This is a genomic window from Marinobacterium sp. BA1, assembly GCF_041155135.1.
Classification (GTDB): domain Bacteria; phylum Pseudomonadota; class Gammaproteobacteria; order Pseudomonadales; family Balneatricaceae; genus Marinobacterium; species Marinobacterium iners.
Window position 1 is genome coordinate 2,036,769 of sequence record NZ_BAAFHC010000001.1, and the last position, 17,651, is coordinate 2,054,419.

Genomic DNA, 17,651 nt, shown 5'->3' on the forward strand with positions numbered 1-17,651 from the left:
TTCATGTCGGATCAGACAGCAGGCAAAATTCCGGTCGGCATCAGTGCCTGCCTGACCGGTCAGAAAGTGCGCTACAACGGTGGTCACAAACAATCCCGCTACTGTCTGGATGTGTTGCAGGACTGTTTCGAGTTCAAGACCTTCTGCCCTGAAGTAGCGGCAGGTCTTGGCATCCCCCGTGAACCGATACGCCTGGTTGGCCTGCCCGATGAATTGCCTCGCGCATTGGGCACCAATGATCCGAGTCTGGATGCCACTGACGATCTGTTAGCGGTCGGCACCGAGTTTGCCTGTCAAAACAGAGACCTGCGCGGTTTTATTCTGATGAAAGGTTCCCCCAGCTGCGGTATGGAGCGGGTCAAGGTCTATCACCCCAACGGCATGCCAAATACCGCCGATCAGGGGTTGTTTGTGCGTGCGTTACGGCAGACCAATCCAGAGCTGCCTCTTGAAGAAGAGGCTCGGATGAACGATGCCGTGTTGCGAGAAAACTTTATTGCACGCGTATTCGCCTACGATGACTGGAAAACCAGTATCGAACCTGACCCTTCCTATCACGCCATCATTCAGTTCCACAGCCGGCAGAAGTATCTGCTCATGGCACATCACTATGAAGGCTACCGTGAGCTGGGTCGTTATCTGGCCGATGCGCATCAGCAACCGCTGCCAGAAGTGATGCAGCATTACATCAGTCGCTTCATGCATCACATGAGTCACAAGGCCACACGCAAGACACACACCAATGTACTGATGCACATACTCGGTTATCTCAAGAAAGAGATAGACAGCGAGTGCAAGCAGGAGTTGCTGGATGCCATCGAGCAGTACCGTCAGGAGCATGTTCATCTGGTTGTGCCATTGGCCCTGCTCAAGCACTACGTCAAGCGCTTCGGCTCTGATTACATTCGCTCACAGACCTACCTGAACCCGCACCCGCACGAGCTGGGGCTTAGGAACTACATCTGAATGCAACTCGTATGGTTTCGCAACGACCTGCGCCTGCAGGACCACCCGGCACTGCATGCTGCCTGCAGCCGAGGTGAGCCGGTTACGGCACTGGTCTGCCTGACCCCACAACAGTGGGAAGCACACCATGAATCCTCGGCCCGTATTGCTTTCTGGCAAGATCGACTCAACTGGCTGCAGACCGAACTTGAAGCCCTTAACATTCCGCTGCTCCGGCTCTCGTTGCAGCGGTTCAGTGACTGCCCTGCGGCCATTGTTGAGCTGGCGCGTTCGCTGCAGGCAAGCCATCTGCATTTCAACTACGAATACCCGCTCAACGAGCAGACTCGCGACCGAAGCGTGTGCGACGCTCTTCAATCGGCTGCAATTGAGGCCTGGGGCTATCATGGCGATCTGATTCTGCCACCGGGCAGTGTACTGACCGGCAACGGAGGCCCCTTCAAGGTATTCACCCCTTTCAGCCGCGCCTGGCGACGTCATCTGCTGCAGGTCGACCATGCCCCACTGCCCGCCCCCACAGCCGTTCCTGTATCAGATCAAGCCTCAACAACCGCACACGCTCGGGCCGACTCCGATGCCTATGACCGCTTGCGCTGGCCCGTTGATCAGGGGGCTCTATTGGAGCAGTTGCAGGAATTTGTGGAATCGCAAGAGCCCTGTTACGCCGAAAAACGTGACTTCCCAGCCATCAAGGGAACATCAAGCCTGTCCCCCGCTCTGACAATCGGAGCACTGTCCGCTCGCCAGTGTCTGGCGGCGCTGCAACAGGCACGAGGCGATGACAGCTGGCTGGAAAGCACTTGGCTGAATGAGTTGATCTGGCGCGAATTCTACCGCCACCTGCTGGTGGCTTTCCCTGGCCAAAGTCGACTTGAGCCGTTTCGACCCGAAGTGGAAACACGCATCAGCTGGCTTGAAAACGAGAAGGCCTTCGAGGCCTGGAAGGCAGGGGAAACCGGATATCCCATTGTTGACGCTGCCATGAAACAGTTACTGGCCACCGGGTGGATGCACAATCGCTTGCGCATGATTGTTGCCAGCTTCCTGACCAAGCTGCTCCGTATCGACTGGCGCCGGGGTGAAGCGTTCTTCATGTCAAAGCTGATTGATGGGGATTTCGCTTCCAATTTGGGGGGGTGGGCCTGGAGTGCGTCAGTCGGGGCAGATGCCGCACCCTACTTCCGCATTTTCAATCCACAACTGCAGAGCGAGAAGTTTGATCCCAAAGGGGAGTTTATTGCACATTGGCTGCCGCAGCTGGGCAAATTGCCGACCAAGGAGCGACACAAGCCCGGAGCGGGACAACATCTGGGTCGCCCTGCTCCGGTCGTAGACTACAAGCGCGCCCGTCAGGCCGCGCTTGATGATTACAACGGATGATCAGCCCATCCAGGCGCTGAACATCCACACTGTCTTCTCCTGCTGAGTGATGTAGTCACTCATCAGGGTAGCAGTTCCTTCGTCCTGAGCGTCCTGAGCCAGCTCCATGACTTCACGCTGCATGCTGATCAGCTGCTTGTAACCCTGCAACAGGCCCTGCACACAAAGCTTGCCTTCGGTTACATTCTTGGCTTCCTTGACTTCGCTGTTTTCCAGGTAGTCGCTGAACGCATGCATCGGTCGATGACCCAGTGTCAGAACACGTTCGGCGATCTCGTCCACTTTCAGCAGCAGGTCGTTGTACTGCTCCTCAAACTTGACGTGCAGTTCGAAAAATTCGGGGCCACGCACATTCCAGTGGTACCCACGTACATTCATGTAGAAGATTTGGTAGTTGGCCAACAGTGTGTTGAGTCTTTCAGCCAGCTGCTTCGATTTGTCGCTGTCCAGTCCAATACGGTTGGTTTGCATGTTCGCCTCCTTACTTGGCTTGGCGTAAAAAATCAGTCCGTATTCAATTCTTCAGGGCAGTCTGCTCGGGTTTCAACCCCTTGGGCAAGATTCTTTTCTCATGCTCAAGGGCGAAATCCGGCAGTTATTGCCATTTCATGGAATCAGCATAAACTGATGTGAGCTGTTTTGCAGCACAGTTGCTGATAGATAAAATTTATCAACCAATTAGCGGCTATCAATTTCATTAGACTGCAATTCTGCTCTAGTATTGTCTTCGACTTCAAAACGATCCACTCAATCGAGCCAAGGAGAAATACACACATGGGTATCGTCAATACCGAAATCAAACCGTTCAAGGCAACTGCATTCAAAGCGGGTGAGTTCGTTGAAATCACCGAAGCTGATGTTAAAGGCAAGTGGGCCGTATTCTTCTTCTACCCGGCTGACTTCACTTTCGTTTGCCCGACCGAGCTGGGTGACGTAGCTGATAAATACGAAGAACTGCAGAAGCTGGGCGTGGAAGTGTTCTCTGTGTCTACTGACACTCACTTTACTCACAAAGCTTGGCACGACACGTCTGAAACCATCGGCAAGATCCAGTACTACATGGTTGGCGACCAGACCGGCACCATCACCAACAACTTTGGTGTAATGCGTGAAGGCATGGGTCTGGCTGACCGTGCTACCTTCCTGATCGACCCGCAGGGTGTGATCCAGGCTGTTGAAATCACTGCCGAAGGCATCGGCCGTGACGCTGACGACCTGCTGCGCAAGGTTAAAGCCGCTCAGTACGTAGCTTCTCACCCGGGTGAAGTATGCCCGGCGAAGTGGAAAGAAGGCGAAGCCACTCTGGCACCGTCTCTGGACCTGGTTGGCAAAATCTAAGATCAGCCTGCTGTCCCCCCGCCGGTTTGCACTGACCGGCGGGTCTTCCTCTCCCCCCCGCTTTGCAAAATCCTTTTCGTTATACATGCTTATCTGACACGACCTCACAAACACAGGGATACGTATATGTTGGATGCCAATCTGAAACAGCAATTGAACACCTACCTGCAAAATATTGTGGCCCCGATTGAGATGAGCGTGTCGAGTAATGACAGCCCCAAATCACGAGAACTCAGCGACCTGGCACAGGAAATCGCTGAGCTTAATGAAAAAATCACCCTCAGACAGGTTGAGGGCGCACGCGCTCCAAGTCTCGCCGTCGGCCCTGTCGGTCAGACACCGCGGGTCAACTTCGCCGGCATCCCCATGGGCCACGAGTTCACCTCGCTGGTACTCGCGCTGCTGCAGGCCGGCGGTCATCCGTCCAAGGCCGATGCTGCGCTGCAGGAACAGATCCGCAACCTGAAAGGTGAGTTCCACTTCGAGACCTACATCTCGCTGTCATGCCAGAACTGCCCGGACGTGGTACAGGCATTGAACCTGATGGCGGTGCTGAACCCGAACATCACCCACACCATGATCGACGGTGCCCTGTTCCAGAAAGAAGTTGAAGAACGTCAGATCATGGCCGTGCCGTCCGTCTACCTGAACGGCGAACACTTCGGTCAGGGCCGCATGACGCTGGCCGAGATCGTCAACAAGCTGGATACTGGCGCCGCCGAGAAGAAAGCGGCTGAGCTGAACGAGCGCGAGCCTTACGAAGTGTTGATCGTCGGCGGTGGCCCGGCCGGTGCCTCGGCAGCGATCTACGCCGCACGCAAGGGCATCCGCACCGGTGTGGTCGCCGAGCGCTTCGGTGGCCAGGTAATGGATACCGTCGGTATCGAGAACTTCATCTCCGTGCCCTACACCGAAGGCCCGAAATTGGTCGCCAGCCTGGAACAGCACGTCAAGGAATATGAAGTCGAGGTGATCACCGAGCAGTCAGCGGCAAAATTGAAGAAAGGCGAGCTGATCGAGGTGGAACTTGCCAGCGGTGCGACCCTTAAAAGCCGCAGCGTGATTCTGGCCACCGGCGCTCGCTGGCGTGAAATGAACGTACCGGGCGAGCAGGAATACCGCGGCAAGGGCGTGGCCTACTGTCCGCACTGCGACGGCCCGCTGTTCAAGGGCAAAAGCGTGGCGGTGATCGGTGGCGGCAACTCCGGCATCGAAGCGGCGATCGACCTGGCCGGCATCGTCAAGGACGTAACCGTACTGGAATTCTCCGACACCCTGCGCGCCGACAGCGTGCTGGTGAAAAAGGCAGAGTCTCTGCCCAACATCAAGATTATCAAGCAGGCGATGACCACCGAGGTTCTGGGTGACGGCAACAAGGTGATCGGCCTGAAATACAAGGACCGCAAGACCGATGAGTCTCATGTGGTGGATGTGGCCGGTATCTTCGTCCAGATCGGTCTGGTGCCGAACAGCGAGTGGCTGAAAAACAGCCTGGAGCTGACCGAGCGCGGCGAGATCGTCATCGACAGCCACGGCGCCACCTCCATGCCGGGTGTGTTCGCGGCCGGTGATGTGACCGCGACGCCGTACAAGCAGATCATTATCGCCATGGGATCAGGCTCGACGGCTGCACTCGGCGCCTTTGATTATCTGATTCGCAACTGACCTGCCCTTGGGTGGCAGTGCATGGCACTGCCGCACCGCCACCCTCTTCAGCAGGTCGCTGCCGATCTCAGTCCTGTGGCTGCTTGGTTCGCCGCGCCAACACGATTCTATCGATCTTCTCCCTCACCTCGTCCGGCGAACGTACAAAGGTAAATTTCAACTGATTATTACCTCGACCCGCGATAATCAGGTCCGCATGCCCCAATAGACGCCCCAGTGCGCTTTGATGCAGCGACACACCATCCACACTGAGCAGGTACAGTTCATCAGTCGCTCGACCGATCAAGCCACGACGGCTCAAGACCCTCAGGCTGGTTACTGAGTAACGCCGACTGGCTTCACGTATCACCTGACGCAGCGCGCCCAGACCAACCAGGAACGCCAACAAACCGAAGGCTGCCGCTATCCAGCTGGCCGGTATGCCCGCGCCTTCCCACAGAAAACGGGTAGCCAGGGCTCGGTACTGCTCGACCAGCCACCAGCTATCCCAGAATGGCACCCTTTCCTGTGCCTTGAACATGCCCCACAGCAGGAGTAGCGCAATTGTAAGATCCAGCATCCCCCGCAGCAGAGCCAACGGGGAACGACGAATATTAAGCAGTGATTTTTCATTGGGGAGCATAGGGCCATCCATTCCAGCATCCTTGTTCAGTGCGCATTGTAACCGAGATTTTATCAATATCGATCTGCAGCCGGATGACAACGGAAGAATGGCATCTGAAAAGTGCCGGCCCTGAGATCAGGACCGGCAAGACCGATCAGAAGGGGATGATGGTCTTGATCCAGAAGGCATTACCTTCTGGACGGTTCTCAACGGCAAATTCTTTCTGGTACTTCAATGACAGGAAGAAACCCTGACCGTTGTCATACTTGATAGATGGACCAATGGCGAAAGCCTGCCCCTCATTGCCGATGTCGACTCCGTTCACCTTGTCCGGAGTGGTCTGTTTGTAACCATAGCCACCCACACCCACGACCCAATTGGGACTAACGCCGTAGCCAAGCGAGTAATCAAAATGAAGCTCCTGACCTGAATGGTAGTCAGTATCGTCGTTTTCGAAGTTGTAGTCATACATCAGTTTGATGTCGGCATTCCAGCCTCTGGGGTTGACCCAGGATGCCGCATAGGCTGCCTGTATACCCCAGTAATTGCGACCGATGTTGGCCATTTCACCGGCATCGTATTCGCCTGTCGGGACGAAGATATCCATACCGACCACAGAGTGAAAGTTGGGGCTGTGATGATACGCCAGAGCAAACGCGGTCAGGTCGAGGTCGCCAATACCCTGGTTACTGTCAGCCATACCATTTACCGAGACATCCAGATCCACCAGCGGCAGCAGGGCTGCATGGAACAGCTGACCACCCAGAATGGTCTTGTCAGTGACCCAAACCAGACGTGGCGCGACCACATTGGCACGCAAGCGGAAGTCGATCGGCAAGGTATCGCCGGAATCATCCATCAAATCGTCAGCAGCATAGCGATTGGCATAGATCAGTGGGTATACGCCAGGCGGAGGCAAGGCCCCCATCAGATAGTTCTCGGCCCCCATCGGATAGTTGGAGCCGCCGCCCTCTGTTGCCCGAGCCTCTGCCGCCAACATCAATGCCAGCGCAATGGCGGCTGCCAACCCCTGTTTACTTGATACATTCATCATGCACGGAATCCTGTGTTGTTATTGTTATCAAGGCGCCGCGCACAGATGGCGGCACCCCTGGTGTCAATTTGCCAGCTGTACGAAGGCCCCCCTGTAAAACAGCAAGGGCTCGCTCGGCAAGGTCGTCAGGGCCTCAACACGCCCAACAATCAACAGGTGATCCCCCAGCACGCGCGTAAACTCCACCGTACATTCCAACTGCGCCTGAGCACCGTCAAGCAACGGCACTCGATGACGGTTAAGCCGGTATTCCACGTCCCGGAACTTGTCTTCAACCGGTCGTGCAAACTGCAATGCAAGCGCTTCCTGTTCTCGCTGCAGAACATTAACTGCAAATGGCCGCCCCTCTTCAAAGGCTCCGCAGTTTGGCGACCGCAGCGCCAGACTCCAAAGCACCAGCGGCGGCTCAAGAGACAGTGAAGAGAAAGAGTTCGCCGTTATCCCGATCGGCTGACCATCGCTTCCCGGGGCCGTTACCACTGTTACCCCGGTTGCAAACAGCCCAAGCGCATCACGCAGTGTTCGCGGATCGATTGAAGGTGCGAGCGTAGCGGCGGCGGGCGCGCTCACTTCGATGGCCGCATTGGCAGTGTTCATTGTTGTCATCTCAGGCGGCTCCCTGTTGCATATGGGTGTTGATCAGGCTCTCGCACGCGTCGGCATCCAGCCACCAAGGCATGTAGTCGGGAGGGTTGTCGAAACCGTTGGCAAGACGCGCTGCCAGCGATGGTGACTGTTGGGCAGCTCCCAACAATTCCAGAATGTGCGGCGGCGGGGGCAGAAGGAAAGCATTGGTCCACTCGACCACCTGGGATGCATACGCCCAGTAAGTTTCAAAGGTCTGCTGCATCCATTCCTCAGTGAACGGCTGGTCACCATGAGACAGTATCGCTTCGAGGTACACCCGGCTGCACTTTGCGCCATTATTGGAGCCTTGGCCGGTGATTGGATCGTTGACCACCAGCGCATCGGCAATACCCATCACCTTGCGACCTGACGGCAGAGTTGCCACTGGCTTGCGGACCGTTGGTGCGAAACGTCCGGCCAGCACACCACCCTCATCCGTCAGCTCAACGTTATGGCAGCGTTCGGCTTCCCAGGGCGCATAGGTACGGATGATTTCAAGGCTGCGCTGCAGGTGCTCCTGCGGCGTCGTGACATCGCCCCAGCAGTCCATGGGGCCGCCCGGAATTCCCTCAAAAACCATAATTTCACAAGGACCGCTCAACGTGAGAGCTGGAAAGACAAAGTATTCTCCCACTCCCGGTATCAGATTGAAGGCAACACGAGAGTAAGGTTCTTTGGGGGTCATGCCGTGAACGTAGGTCAGCGCCAGTGCGCGCTGCGGTTTATCAAAACGGGAGCGCTGTTCATCACGTTCAAACATGCGCACAATTTCGCCCTTGCCAGCAGCTACCAGCACCAACTCATAGGCGGCCGCCAACTCTTCCAGCTCTGCAATGCCCACGTCACAGATCTGCAACTTACCACCCAGCCGTTCAAATTCGTCCATCCATACCGGCATTTTCAGGCGCTGATCCACCGATTGAGCCTTATTGTCCAGTCGGGCAGACCAGTCGATCAATCTGTCGCCTGCCTTGTCAGGGTTGGGGACTGACACCCCTATTCCTTCCACCGGTGGGCAGTCATGCTCCCAGAAATTCAAGCCCAGATCTCGCTCGGTCTGCAGTGCCTGGTCGAACATGCACTGACTGGACATTACCTTACCACTGCGAATCTGCTCGCCGGTACGGTTGGAAAGAATGGTCACGTCATAGCCGGCCTTGAGCAGGCCGATGCCAGTTTGCAGGCCAGACTGGCCCGCACCTACGATTGCGATTTTGCGTGTCATGGAGAGACTCCGGTCTTATTGTTATGCTGCGGGCCGAGTGACTCGACCCGTTGTTGAGTTAAAGCTGGACGGTTATTCCGCTAGTTTGGGAATGGCCGGTTCCTGCTGTTCCGGTCCCAGTGAGGAGTAACCGCCATCAACGGCGTAGTCCGCACCGGTTACGAAACTTGCCCGTGGCGAGCAAAGGAAAAGCACCACCTCCGCCACCTCATCAGGACCACCCAAACGCCCCAACATGTGGAAAGGAGCTGCCACTCGGTCGGCCTTGGCTCGATCACCACCACTGACTTCTTCGATTACACGAGACCAGGTCCAGCCCGGCGAAACCGAATTAACCCGAATGCCATCCGCGGCGAAATCCAGCGCCATGCTGCGGGTCAAATGTTTGAGCGCCGCTTTGCTGGCGGGGTAAATCCAGCGGCCGGTCTGAGCGGCCTGAGCCGAAATGCTGGTAAAGTTGACGATGCAGCCGCCTTTTGACTTGCTCAACCAGGGACGCACTGCCCGTGCGGCCATGACAGCACTGACCACATTGATATCCAGCGCCTTGAGCCAGTCCTCCCGGTTGGAGTCGGCACCCTCATCGAGGTAACTGCACGCCAGGTTGATCAGATAATGTAGCCCACCGAAATGCTCTGCTGTCTGCCGAACAGCGGCTTCAAGCTGACTGTCGTCCGTAATGTCGGTTTTGATAAACAGAGCCGCAGGGCCCAGCCGATCCGCCAGACTCGCCCCGGCATGTGCGTCGATATCCAGAATCGCCACATTGGCTCCATCGCGAACAAAGGCTTCGGCCAAAGCCGCACCAATCAAGGTGGCCCCGCCTGTAATTAACGCCGTGCGGTTATTGAACTCACTCATGACCCGTCCTCACTCCTTTCCAGCGCTGCTGGGCCAGGTTGGCATCAGTTCGTTGGATGGCAGAGTCTCGTCCAGCAACTTGGCAGCCGTTTCACGACCCGCCACCGGCAACCCTTCGGGGTCAAGCACACCCAGCTGGACCAGTACCGTCGCCTGATCCCAGTAGATATGCTCGTGGTAAAGCTTGTCGCCACGGAACTTGACCACTGCAACAAAAGGAACTTCGACATACTTGCCGGTCGGTTCGATACCGGGCACCAGCCAGTCGATTTCACGATCATGGGTAAAACAAAACAGCAGCTCATCCACGATTTGGGTATCCCCTATCGTTCGGGAAATCGGAATCAGCTTGGTATCGTCCGGATTGGAATTGACGAAGTGATGTTTGTAGAAACGGTACAGGTCCTTGTAACCCACCCCTCCGGTCAGCGTCGGAATGTGGTTAACGTAGGGCTCTGCCACCATGGTTGCCATGGTATCGTCGACGTTGCGGGTATCGAATTCGTACTCACAGTGCTTGTCCCAGAGGTGAGACAGGTTGTAATGCGGACCGATGGCACGGCGCAGCACGGCCACTGAGCGCTCATGAGCAATCAGGGCCGAAGGTTTGTGATAATGCTCAGAGCCCGGACGCGCAAAGGCATGATCAACCCCAGGATAGAGATACAGCTCAACATTTTCGCGCGACTCCAGAGCCGCAAAAATATCGTTGCGTGCGGAGGCCGGACAGTACTCATCATTCTCGGCAAAATGCAGCAGCAGGCGTCCCTTAATGTTATCCGCTTCATCCAGGTGGTTCTCCATCCCCATGCCGTAGTAGCCGATGGCCGCATCCACGTCACAGCGGCAGGCCGTCAGATACGCCATGCGGGCACCCAGGCAAAAGCCCAGCACACCCACGCCACCTGTGCACTCTTCACGTGAACGCAGGACACTCAAAGCGGCATCAATGTCTTCAACACCCTTGTCCTGATCGAAGCCTTGAAAGAGCCCGAACGCCTTCTGCCATGAGTCAGGATCGTAACCAAGCTCTACATTCGCCTCTTGACGCCAGAACAGATCCGGCACCAGAACCACATATCCCTCCTCGGCATAGTAGTCCGCGATCTCGCGCATCGTAGCGTTAACGCCAAAAATCTCCTGCAACAGAATCAGGCCCGGCCCCGTACCTGCCGATGGAACCGACAGATAACCGGTAAATGCACCTGAACCGTCTTTTGAGTCGATATCAATCTGAATTCCCATAAATGGCTCCTTTTATTATTTTTCATATTTCAGAGCCCATACTATTTAGAATTAGCCTTTTCAAACGATCCATTTCCGGCAGCAACTATCCATATAGTGCAGAAAAGTAAAATTGTTTATCCACCTCCTGCACATCACCTGTTTATAATGATCGCACCCTGAGCAGCCGCAGCTCTAAATGCGGAAAGATAAATATAAGAAGGGAAGTAGCCCATGCCACCCAAAAAAACCATTCCGCCCATGTTGGCGAATGCTTTGCTGTATCAGCCTGAAACCTTGGTATTGAACTCCTGCGATATTGATGAGGTGAGAAACACGGTCGGCCAGTCATTCAAGCCACATAACTTGAAGCCCGTTCGACACACCTCTGCCCTCGAATCCAGACTGCACCAGTTTTCAGTAGGACATGTCTCATTCCATCGGCTTAAGTATGGTGGAGAGGTCGAGGTTGACCCGGAGTGCCTTGACGACTTTTTCCTGGTCCAGATGCCGCTGACAGGCAAGGCCGACATCAGCTGTGGCGACTGTTCGTTACTCTCGAGCTGCCAGCAGGGCGTGGTTTTAAACCCGACCCAACGCCTCAAGATGCACTACAACAGCGAATGCGATCAGTTGATGCTGCGCATAAGCCGCCTGGAACTGGAGCAAGTCTGCAGCCGTTTGCTGGGGCACAACCTCAAGCATCCGATAGAATTCGACTGTCACCTTGACTGGTTGCACTCGCCTGCCTGGCTGCACATGTTGGAATACATCATTCAGTTGCAAAAAGATGCACCTGACTGTCTTCAGCAAACGCTGATATCCCGGCAACTGGAAGAGCTGGTCATCAGCACGCTGTTGAGTCAGCAACCCGGTAACTACCTGGAGGAGCTCACCCAGGATGCTCGGTCACTGGCCCCCCGCCATGTCAAACGCGTGGAAGAATACATCGAGTCACATGCCAAGGACCCGCTTACCCCCGGCATGCTGGCCGAACTGGCGGGTGTAAGCGTACGCACACTGTATGCCGGATTTCGCGACTTTCGCCACATGAGCCCGATGGAGTTCCTGCGTAACGTTCGACTCCAGCGAGTACGAGAGTCTTTACAGAACCCTGATAACCATCAGACCGTTACCGACACGGCCATACACTGGGGGTTTTCACATATGGGGCGCTTCAGCAAGGAATATCAGCTGCTGTTTGGCGAAAAGCCCAGCCAAACCAAGCGCAAGGCGCAGGCCTGAAAGCCCGCGCCTTGCCTCGACCCTGCTTGATCAACTAGAGCAGCATCAGTGACAGCTGAGGGAAGGCACTGAGCAGTATCAGGGTAACCAGTGTTGCCAACAGGAACGGCAAAAGTGAGCGGAAGATTTTCATCGGCGGGATGCCGGTCATTGACGACCCAATGAACAACCCGGCCCCCACTGGTGGTGTCAAAAGCCCCATGACCAGTGTCAGACACACCACAACACCGAACTGATAGGCACTGATATCGAACTGTTGCTGTGCGATCGGCAGCAGGATGGGCACCACCAGAATCAGGGCCGCGATACCATCGATCACCATTCCCACCAGAATCAGTACACCCACGACCATCAACATGAACACGAAGGGATCGGTTGTCTGCTGGGCAATCCATGCGGCTGCCGCCTGCGGAATCTGCTCGTACACAATCACCCAGCCAAACACACCGGCGGCCGAGATCAGCATGATCACCATGCCCGAGTTCAGAGCGGTGCGCTTGAGAATTTCTGGCAGATGGGAAAATTTCAGATCTTTATAGACATACTTGCCGATCAACAACGCGGCCAGCGAGGCAAGAGCCGCCGACTCTGTGGGTGTCGCCAGACCTGTCAGAATGCCACCGATGATCACCATGGGTATGAGGCCGGCCGGAATACCCATCAGCAGGTAACTTTTCATCTGCCGGCGATCAGGCCACTGGCCGGCTGGGTATTGCTGGACCAAGCCGATCACGGCGATGACGATAAAAAACAGCCCCGACATCAACAAGCCTGGCACGATACCTGCGATGAACATCTCGGCAATCGGGATCTGCGCCAATACGCCAAACAGCACAAACAGCATGGAGGGCGGAATGATGGGCGACAGCAAGCCACCAGCGGCGGTGATGGCTGCCGCATAGGAGCCGGAATAACCTTCTTTCTCCATTGCAGGCACCATGGCTCGCGACATGATCGCGATCTGTGACGCCGCAGACCCCATAATCGCGGCCATCATCATGTTGGCGACCAGATTGATATAGGCAAGCCCGCCTCTGAAGCCACCGACGAAGATGCGCGCCAGATTAATCAGGCGTGACGTCAGCCCACCTTCATTCATCAGTTCGCCAGCCAACATGAACAAGGGAATAGCCAGCAGGCCGTAACTCTCGATGGCACCGAAGAGTTGCTGTGGATAGGAACTGAACAGTACCGTATTGCCAGAGGTTGCAATATACCAAAGCGCGGTAAGTGCCAAGACCAGTGCAATCGGTACCGCACAAAAAAGAAGTATAAGAAAGAAAACAAATGTCATGCCGAAGCCCTCTTGAAATAAACAGCTTTCTTCAGGCTTCCTGCCATATTACTCAATGCATGAACGGTCAGGGTGAACGAAAAAAATGGCAGTATCAGCCAGGGCCATATTTTAAGTGTCCCAAGAGTATTTGTTTTTTCCGAATATACAAAATTGAACGTATCACCCTGAAATGCTCGGATATCAAAATCAAATGCATACAGGGTTGCGGGATCAAGCCAGCGCCAGCACAAAACCATCAAACTCACGGCAAAAGCCAGGATCATCAAGTCGGAAAAGCATTGCATCCACGCCCGGCTACGTTCGCCCAACAGGTCAACCAGTATGGTGACTGCAATGACCTGACGTCTTTTAAGCACAACGGATGTAGCCAGAAAAGTGGTCCAGACCATGGCATAGATGGCCAGCTCATCAACCCAATAGATCGCCATCCCCAGGGAGCGGCTGACGATGTTCAGTAAAATGAGAAGGGTAACGGCTCCAGCCAATACCGCTGCCGCAACCATTTCAACTTTGGCCAGTGCCTCGGAAAAGGTTCTCAACATAATGGAATCCTCACCCGCAACGGGGTTTACCGCTGCGGGCTTTTACAGAGTGGCTCAGGCTCAGTTGCTCTTGATGTCGGCAGCAGCCTGTCTCAGGTTGGGCAGCGACTTGGACTTGGCGGACCAGATTTTTTCCCAGTCATCGATGGCTGCAGCAAAAGTCTCTCTGCCCGCCTCTTCGATAGTAATATCAAGCGCACGCAGCTGCTGTTCCTGCTGACTTTCCTGCTGTTGGAAGTGATCAATCACACCATCAAGATGCTTCCGCATGCTGGCCTGAAGCAACTGGCGATCTTCCTTGCTCAGGTCTTTCCACACACGACCGGATACCACACCCACCATAGGGAACATCATATGGTTTGAAATCAGCAGGTTATCGGCACGTTCATAAAACTTGAAGATCAGGATAGAGTCAAAATCCATGTCGATTGCATCGATCTGCCCATTCGCCAGTGCATCATATACAGCAGGCAGCGGCAGGGGCGTTGGTGCTGCACCGGTCGCCATGTAGAAATCACGCAGAGGCTCAAACGGTGTAATGCGCAGCTTCTTACCCACCAGATCATCCGGCCCCTTGGCAGGGCTTCGACTCATGACCTGACGCATTCCCGCCATGCCGTAGCCAACACCGACCAGTCCCGCTTCAGCCGGCAGCTGGTTCAACAGATCGTTGGCTGCATCGGATCTCAACAGAGCAGCGGCCTGATCAATATTGTCGACCAGGTAAGGTGCATAGAGCGCACCGAAGTCCGGTACCCGGTTGGAAATCTCGGCAATGGTGAGGAATGCCATATCCAGCGCACCGGTTTGCAGTTGCTGCACCATTTGGGCTTCGTTACCCAGCTGTTGCGCCGGAAAGATCGAAATATTGTGCTCGCCACCTGATTGTTCCTTTACCTCATCGGCAAAGGCAACGGCAGCCTGCGTCCATTTATGTGACGGAGGCGTAATCAAGCCAAGGCGGAAGTCGCGCGCCTGAGCCGGCAGTGCCATCGCCAGAGCCAGTGCACCGGTCATGACAGGAGTGAGTAAGCGTTTGATAGACATAGGTAAACTCCAATGTTTTATTATTCTGGTCAGGACTGCGCCGAAGCGAAGATCCCGTCTCAGGTCAGAGCAGTCAGAAAGCGTTCATTAAGCTGGCGATCGTGATAGAAAATCGCTTTGCCAAGCATATCGGCGTCCCAGGTGATCGGCTCATGATCCGGGTAGAAATAATCCCCGCCACAGAATACCTCATTCCTATTGCCGGATGGATCAAAGAAATAGACTGTTTGACCATGGGTGATGCCGTGCCGGGTTGGGCCGATGTCAATCGAGGTATCGGTCATCGAGATCAGGTCCCCGGCCCGCAGCACATCCTGCCAGGTCTCCAGCAGGAAAGAGGCATGGTGGAATTTATTGGGCTCGGGGTGATCGATGAAAGCAATATCGTGCGCCTTCATACTGCAGGTCAGAAACTGTGCCACACGCCTGCCATCAGGGGTCACCACCTGCTCACACAGATCGAAGCCCAATACTTCTTTAAACAGCTCCAGCGTTTTGTCCAGCTCCGGGCCATACAGCAAGCAATGATCAAAGCGCTCGGCCTTCATGCCCTTGAGGTCTCGCGGCCAGGCTTCCGGGTTATGATTGCCCACGCCGTAGCGGCCGGTCTGCACCTTGTCGGCGAACAGCTCAAAGGTGTGGCCGGAAGGGGCCATAAAGCGGATACGGCGACCACAGCCTTCAAGCTCACCGGCCGGGATCTGGTCCACCTCACAACCGAAGGCGGTCAGTTCGCCGTGCAGCTGCTCCAGTGCCGCTTCACTCACTACCTTGAACCCCATAAAATCCATCCCCGGCTGATCGGCTTCACGCAACACCACCGAAAATCGATCCACCTCGGTCCAGCCCTTGAGATACACGCGGCCCCGGCTGTCCCGATCCACTTCGATCAGCCCCATCAAGTCGCGGTAGTGAACCAGAGCCTCATCCAGATCCAGCACCCTGATTTGGACATGGCCTGGACGCATTACACCTTTTTTCATTGTGCTTACCTCATCATTATTATTGTATTGGGCTACCTGTTAACTGGCCGAAAACTTCTCGAAGTAGATGCTGGCATTCGCCATCTGACGCTGATCCAGCCAGTTCTTGACCGCTTCGACCATCGGCGGCGGGCCACACAGGTAAGCGTCGACCTCGCCATCGTTAAAGTGGTGTTCTTCAAACAGGTCCGTCACCACCCCCTGTGAGCCCTGCCAGCCCTCACTGGGTTGCATGACGATGGTCTGAAAATCGAACCCGGGTATACCCTGCCTGTAGCGCTCCAGCCGCTCCAGTTCACACAGGTCTTCGGGGCGCGTCACGCCATAGAACAGTGTTACCGACTGGTTGATTCCGCCAGGGGCTGATTCCATTTGATCCAGCATCCCCAGAAAGGCCGCCAGTCCGGTTCCACCTGCCACCATAATCAATGGCCGCTTGACCTGTTGCAGATAAAAAGCCCCCAGCGGTGCTTTCAGTCGGATCCGGTCACCCGGCCGGGCACGCTCACGCAGGTAATTGCTCATCACTCCGTCCGGCAGTAAACGGATCAGAAGTTGCAACTGATTATTTTCATTGGGCTGACAGGCAAAAGAGTAAGACCGCCACTCGTCAGTACCCGGCACCTCAACATGGGCATACTGTCCGGGCAGGAAGTCCAGCTGCCCCATGCGCCCACGGGCATCCAGGTGCAGCGTTGCGGTGGAGTCAGACAGTACTTCCACTTTTGCCACAACGGCTTCAACCACTTCAGGTCCAGCACTGCTGCACAGCGAAGAGTCAAAGTCGAAGCGTACCGCACAGTCACTTTCGACCCGCATCTGGCAGGCCAGAATACCTCCTCTGGCCAGATCATCTTCACTGAGCGCATCCTCATCTACATATTCGAGGTCATATTGCCCCGACTGGCAGGTGCCCTTGCAGGAGGCGCAGACCCCTTCGCGACAATCAACCGGCAACGTCAGGCCATGACGCAGGGCGGCATCGATCAGCATTTCACCGGGGTTGATCGAAATAAAATGGGTCCGTCCATCACTGAAGTTCAGTGCTACCTTATGCATACTACTCACCACTTCTTTCGGGGATCATGAGCACCTTGCGGTGCTCAGACATGGTAGAAATCCAGCACATGGCGGATTTTGTCATTCAACACGATGGAGCGCTTGCTGGTGATCTTCCAGCCATTGCCCTCTTCACGCAGACGGTATTCCGCCCAGCCAAAGAAGCATTCGGCTTCGCCAAAGCGGTAGAAATGGGTGACCCAATTGACTCTAGCCTTCCACTGCCCATCTTCCTGCTGTTCCGCCTGCACATTGTTGATCAGGTGCACGGTGCGCGGCATCGGGGTACAGGCTGCACTTTTGCCGGTACGGATACGGAACACTCGGTCCTCTAGCCCGGCTCGATTCGGGTAATAGATCAGAGACATTTCACGCTTGGGGTCTGTGGTATACACATGCTCGCTATCCCATTGCGGCATATGAAACTCGGCACTCTCGTCAAACGCTGCCAGGTATTCATCCCACTGCTGACGATCACAATATTCGGATGTGCGGTACAGGAACTGCTCGATGCTCTGGATAACATTGCTCATT

General features: G+C 55.4%; 18 protein-coding genes. 5 read left to right on the top strand and 13 right to left on the bottom strand.

All coding sequences use genetic code 11. The annotated features are described in order from the left end of the window. The first annotated feature begins 3 nt into the window (after positions 1 to 3). Together ACAM29_RS09860 and phrB are read left to right on the top strand one after the other, a co-directional pair. Entirely contained in the window at positions 4 to 966 is a 963-nt protein-coding gene (locus tag ACAM29_RS09860) for a YbgA family protein (protein ID WP_369624008.1), read from the top strand. After that, positions 967 to 2,346, top strand: a complete 1,380-nt coding sequence (gene phrB / locus ACAM29_RS09865; protein ID WP_369624009.1) for a deoxyribodipyrimidine photo-lyase — start codon at positions 967 to 969, stop codon at positions 2,344 to 2,346. Here phrB and ACAM29_RS09870 read toward each other — a convergent pair whose 3' ends face one another. Further along, positions 2,347 to 2,817 carry a Dps family protein gene (locus ACAM29_RS09870; RefSeq protein WP_091825208.1) on the bottom strand — a complete coding sequence of 157 codons (471 nt, stop codon included), beginning with the start codon at positions 2,815 to 2,817 and terminating at the stop codon, positions 2,347 to 2,349. 303 nt (positions 2,818 to 3,120) lie between these two features. Here ACAM29_RS09870 and ahpC point away from each other — a divergent pair, with 303 nt between their 5' ends. Then, a complete protein-coding gene (gene ahpC / locus ACAM29_RS09875) occupies positions 3,121 to 3,684 on the top strand; it encodes an alkyl hydroperoxide reductase subunit C (RefSeq protein ID WP_091825206.1) in 564 nt (187 codons plus the stop codon). Positions 3,685 to 3,810: 126 nt separating this feature from the next. Beyond that, positions 3,811 to 5,349 carry an alkyl hydroperoxide reductase subunit F gene (gene ahpF, locus ACAM29_RS09880; protein ID WP_369624010.1) on the top strand — a complete coding sequence of 513 codons (1,539 nt, stop codon included), beginning with the start codon at positions 3,811 to 3,813 and terminating at the stop codon, positions 5,347 to 5,349. Between the two features lie 67 nt (positions 5,350 to 5,416). On the opposite strand, the gene ACAM29_RS09885 is transcribed toward ahpF, so the two are convergent. The 6 genes from ACAM29_RS09885 to ACAM29_RS09910 all read right to left on the bottom strand — a co-directional run bounded on the left by ACAM29_RS09885 (position 5,417) and on the right by ACAM29_RS09910 (position 10,965). Next, the gene (locus ACAM29_RS09885) at positions 5,417 to 5,983 is read right to left on the bottom strand and encodes a PH domain-containing protein (protein WP_369624011.1); all 567 of its coding nucleotides are present in this window, start codon (positions 5,981 to 5,983) and stop codon (positions 5,417 to 5,419) included. A gap of 124 nt (positions 5,984 to 6,107) precedes the next feature. After that, positions 6,108 to 7,007, bottom strand: a complete 900-nt coding sequence (locus tag ACAM29_RS09890) for a transporter (protein WP_369624012.1) — start codon at positions 7,005 to 7,007, stop codon at positions 6,108 to 6,110. Between the two features lie 63 nt (positions 7,008 to 7,070). Further along, positions 7,071 to 7,613, bottom strand: coding sequence for a flavin reductase family protein (locus tag ACAM29_RS09895; RefSeq protein ID WP_206840213.1), 543 nt, complete (start codon positions 7,611 to 7,613; stop codon positions 7,071 to 7,073). A gap of 1 nt (position 7,614) precedes the next feature. Then, complete coding sequence (locus ACAM29_RS09900; protein WP_206840211.1) at positions 7,615 to 8,859, bottom strand: styrene monooxygenase/indole monooxygenase family protein; 1,245 nt, start codon at positions 8,857 to 8,859, stop codon at positions 7,615 to 7,617. A 72-nt stretch (positions 8,860 to 8,931) separates the two neighbouring features. Further along, positions 8,932 to 9,720 carry an SDR family oxidoreductase gene (locus ACAM29_RS09905; RefSeq protein ID WP_369624013.1) on the bottom strand — a complete coding sequence of 263 codons (789 nt, stop codon included), beginning with the start codon at positions 9,718 to 9,720 and terminating at the stop codon, positions 8,932 to 8,934. A gap of 9 nt (positions 9,721 to 9,729) precedes the next feature. Continuing rightward, positions 9,730 to 10,965: a dienelactone hydrolase family protein gene (locus ACAM29_RS09910; protein WP_369624014.1), complete on the bottom strand. Its 1,236-nt coding sequence runs from the start codon at positions 10,963 to 10,965 to the stop codon at positions 9,730 to 9,732. Positions 10,966 to 11,178: 213 nt separating this feature from the next. Here ACAM29_RS09910 and ACAM29_RS09915 point away from each other — a divergent pair, with 213 nt between their 5' ends. After that, positions 11,179 to 12,189, top strand: a complete 1,011-nt coding sequence (locus ACAM29_RS09915; RefSeq protein ID WP_369624015.1) for an AraC family transcriptional regulator — start codon at positions 11,179 to 11,181, stop codon at positions 12,187 to 12,189. Between the two features lie 34 nt (positions 12,190 to 12,223). On the opposite strand, the gene ACAM29_RS09920 is transcribed toward ACAM29_RS09915, so the two are convergent. The 6 genes from ACAM29_RS09920 to antB all read right to left on the bottom strand — a co-directional run bounded on the left by ACAM29_RS09920 (position 12,224) and on the right by antB (position 17,650). Then, positions 12,224 to 13,483, bottom strand: a complete 1,260-nt coding sequence (locus tag ACAM29_RS09920; RefSeq protein WP_369624016.1) for a TRAP transporter large permease — start codon at positions 13,481 to 13,483, stop codon at positions 12,224 to 12,226. Next, positions 13,480 to 13,989, bottom strand: coding sequence for a TRAP transporter small permease (locus ACAM29_RS09925; protein ID WP_369624017.1), 510 nt, complete (start codon positions 13,987 to 13,989; stop codon positions 13,480 to 13,482). The genes ACAM29_RS09920 and ACAM29_RS09925 overlap by 4 nt, the downstream gene beginning before the upstream one ends. 99 nt (positions 13,990 to 14,088) lie before the next feature. Next, the gene (locus tag ACAM29_RS09930; RefSeq protein WP_242530119.1) at positions 14,089 to 15,075 is read right to left on the bottom strand and encodes a TRAP transporter substrate-binding protein; all 987 of its coding nucleotides are present in this window, start codon (positions 15,073 to 15,075) and stop codon (positions 14,089 to 14,091) included. 59 nt (positions 15,076 to 15,134) lie between these two features. Further along, positions 15,135 to 16,058, bottom strand: coding sequence for a catechol 2,3-dioxygenase (locus tag ACAM29_RS09935; protein ID WP_369624018.1), 924 nt, complete (start codon positions 16,056 to 16,058; stop codon positions 15,135 to 15,137). Between the two features lie 39 nt (positions 16,059 to 16,097). Beyond that, the gene (antC, locus tag ACAM29_RS09940; RefSeq protein ID WP_369624019.1) at positions 16,098 to 17,117 is read right to left on the bottom strand and encodes an anthranilate 1,2-dioxygenase electron transfer component AntC; all 1,020 of its coding nucleotides are present in this window, start codon (positions 17,115 to 17,117) and stop codon (positions 16,098 to 16,100) included. A 44-nt stretch (positions 17,118 to 17,161) separates the two neighbouring features. After that, positions 17,162 to 17,650, bottom strand: a complete 489-nt coding sequence (gene antB, locus ACAM29_RS09945) for an anthranilate 1,2-dioxygenase small subunit (RefSeq protein WP_354407560.1) — start codon at positions 17,648 to 17,650, stop codon at positions 17,162 to 17,164. Position 17,651 lies beyond the last annotated feature (1 nt).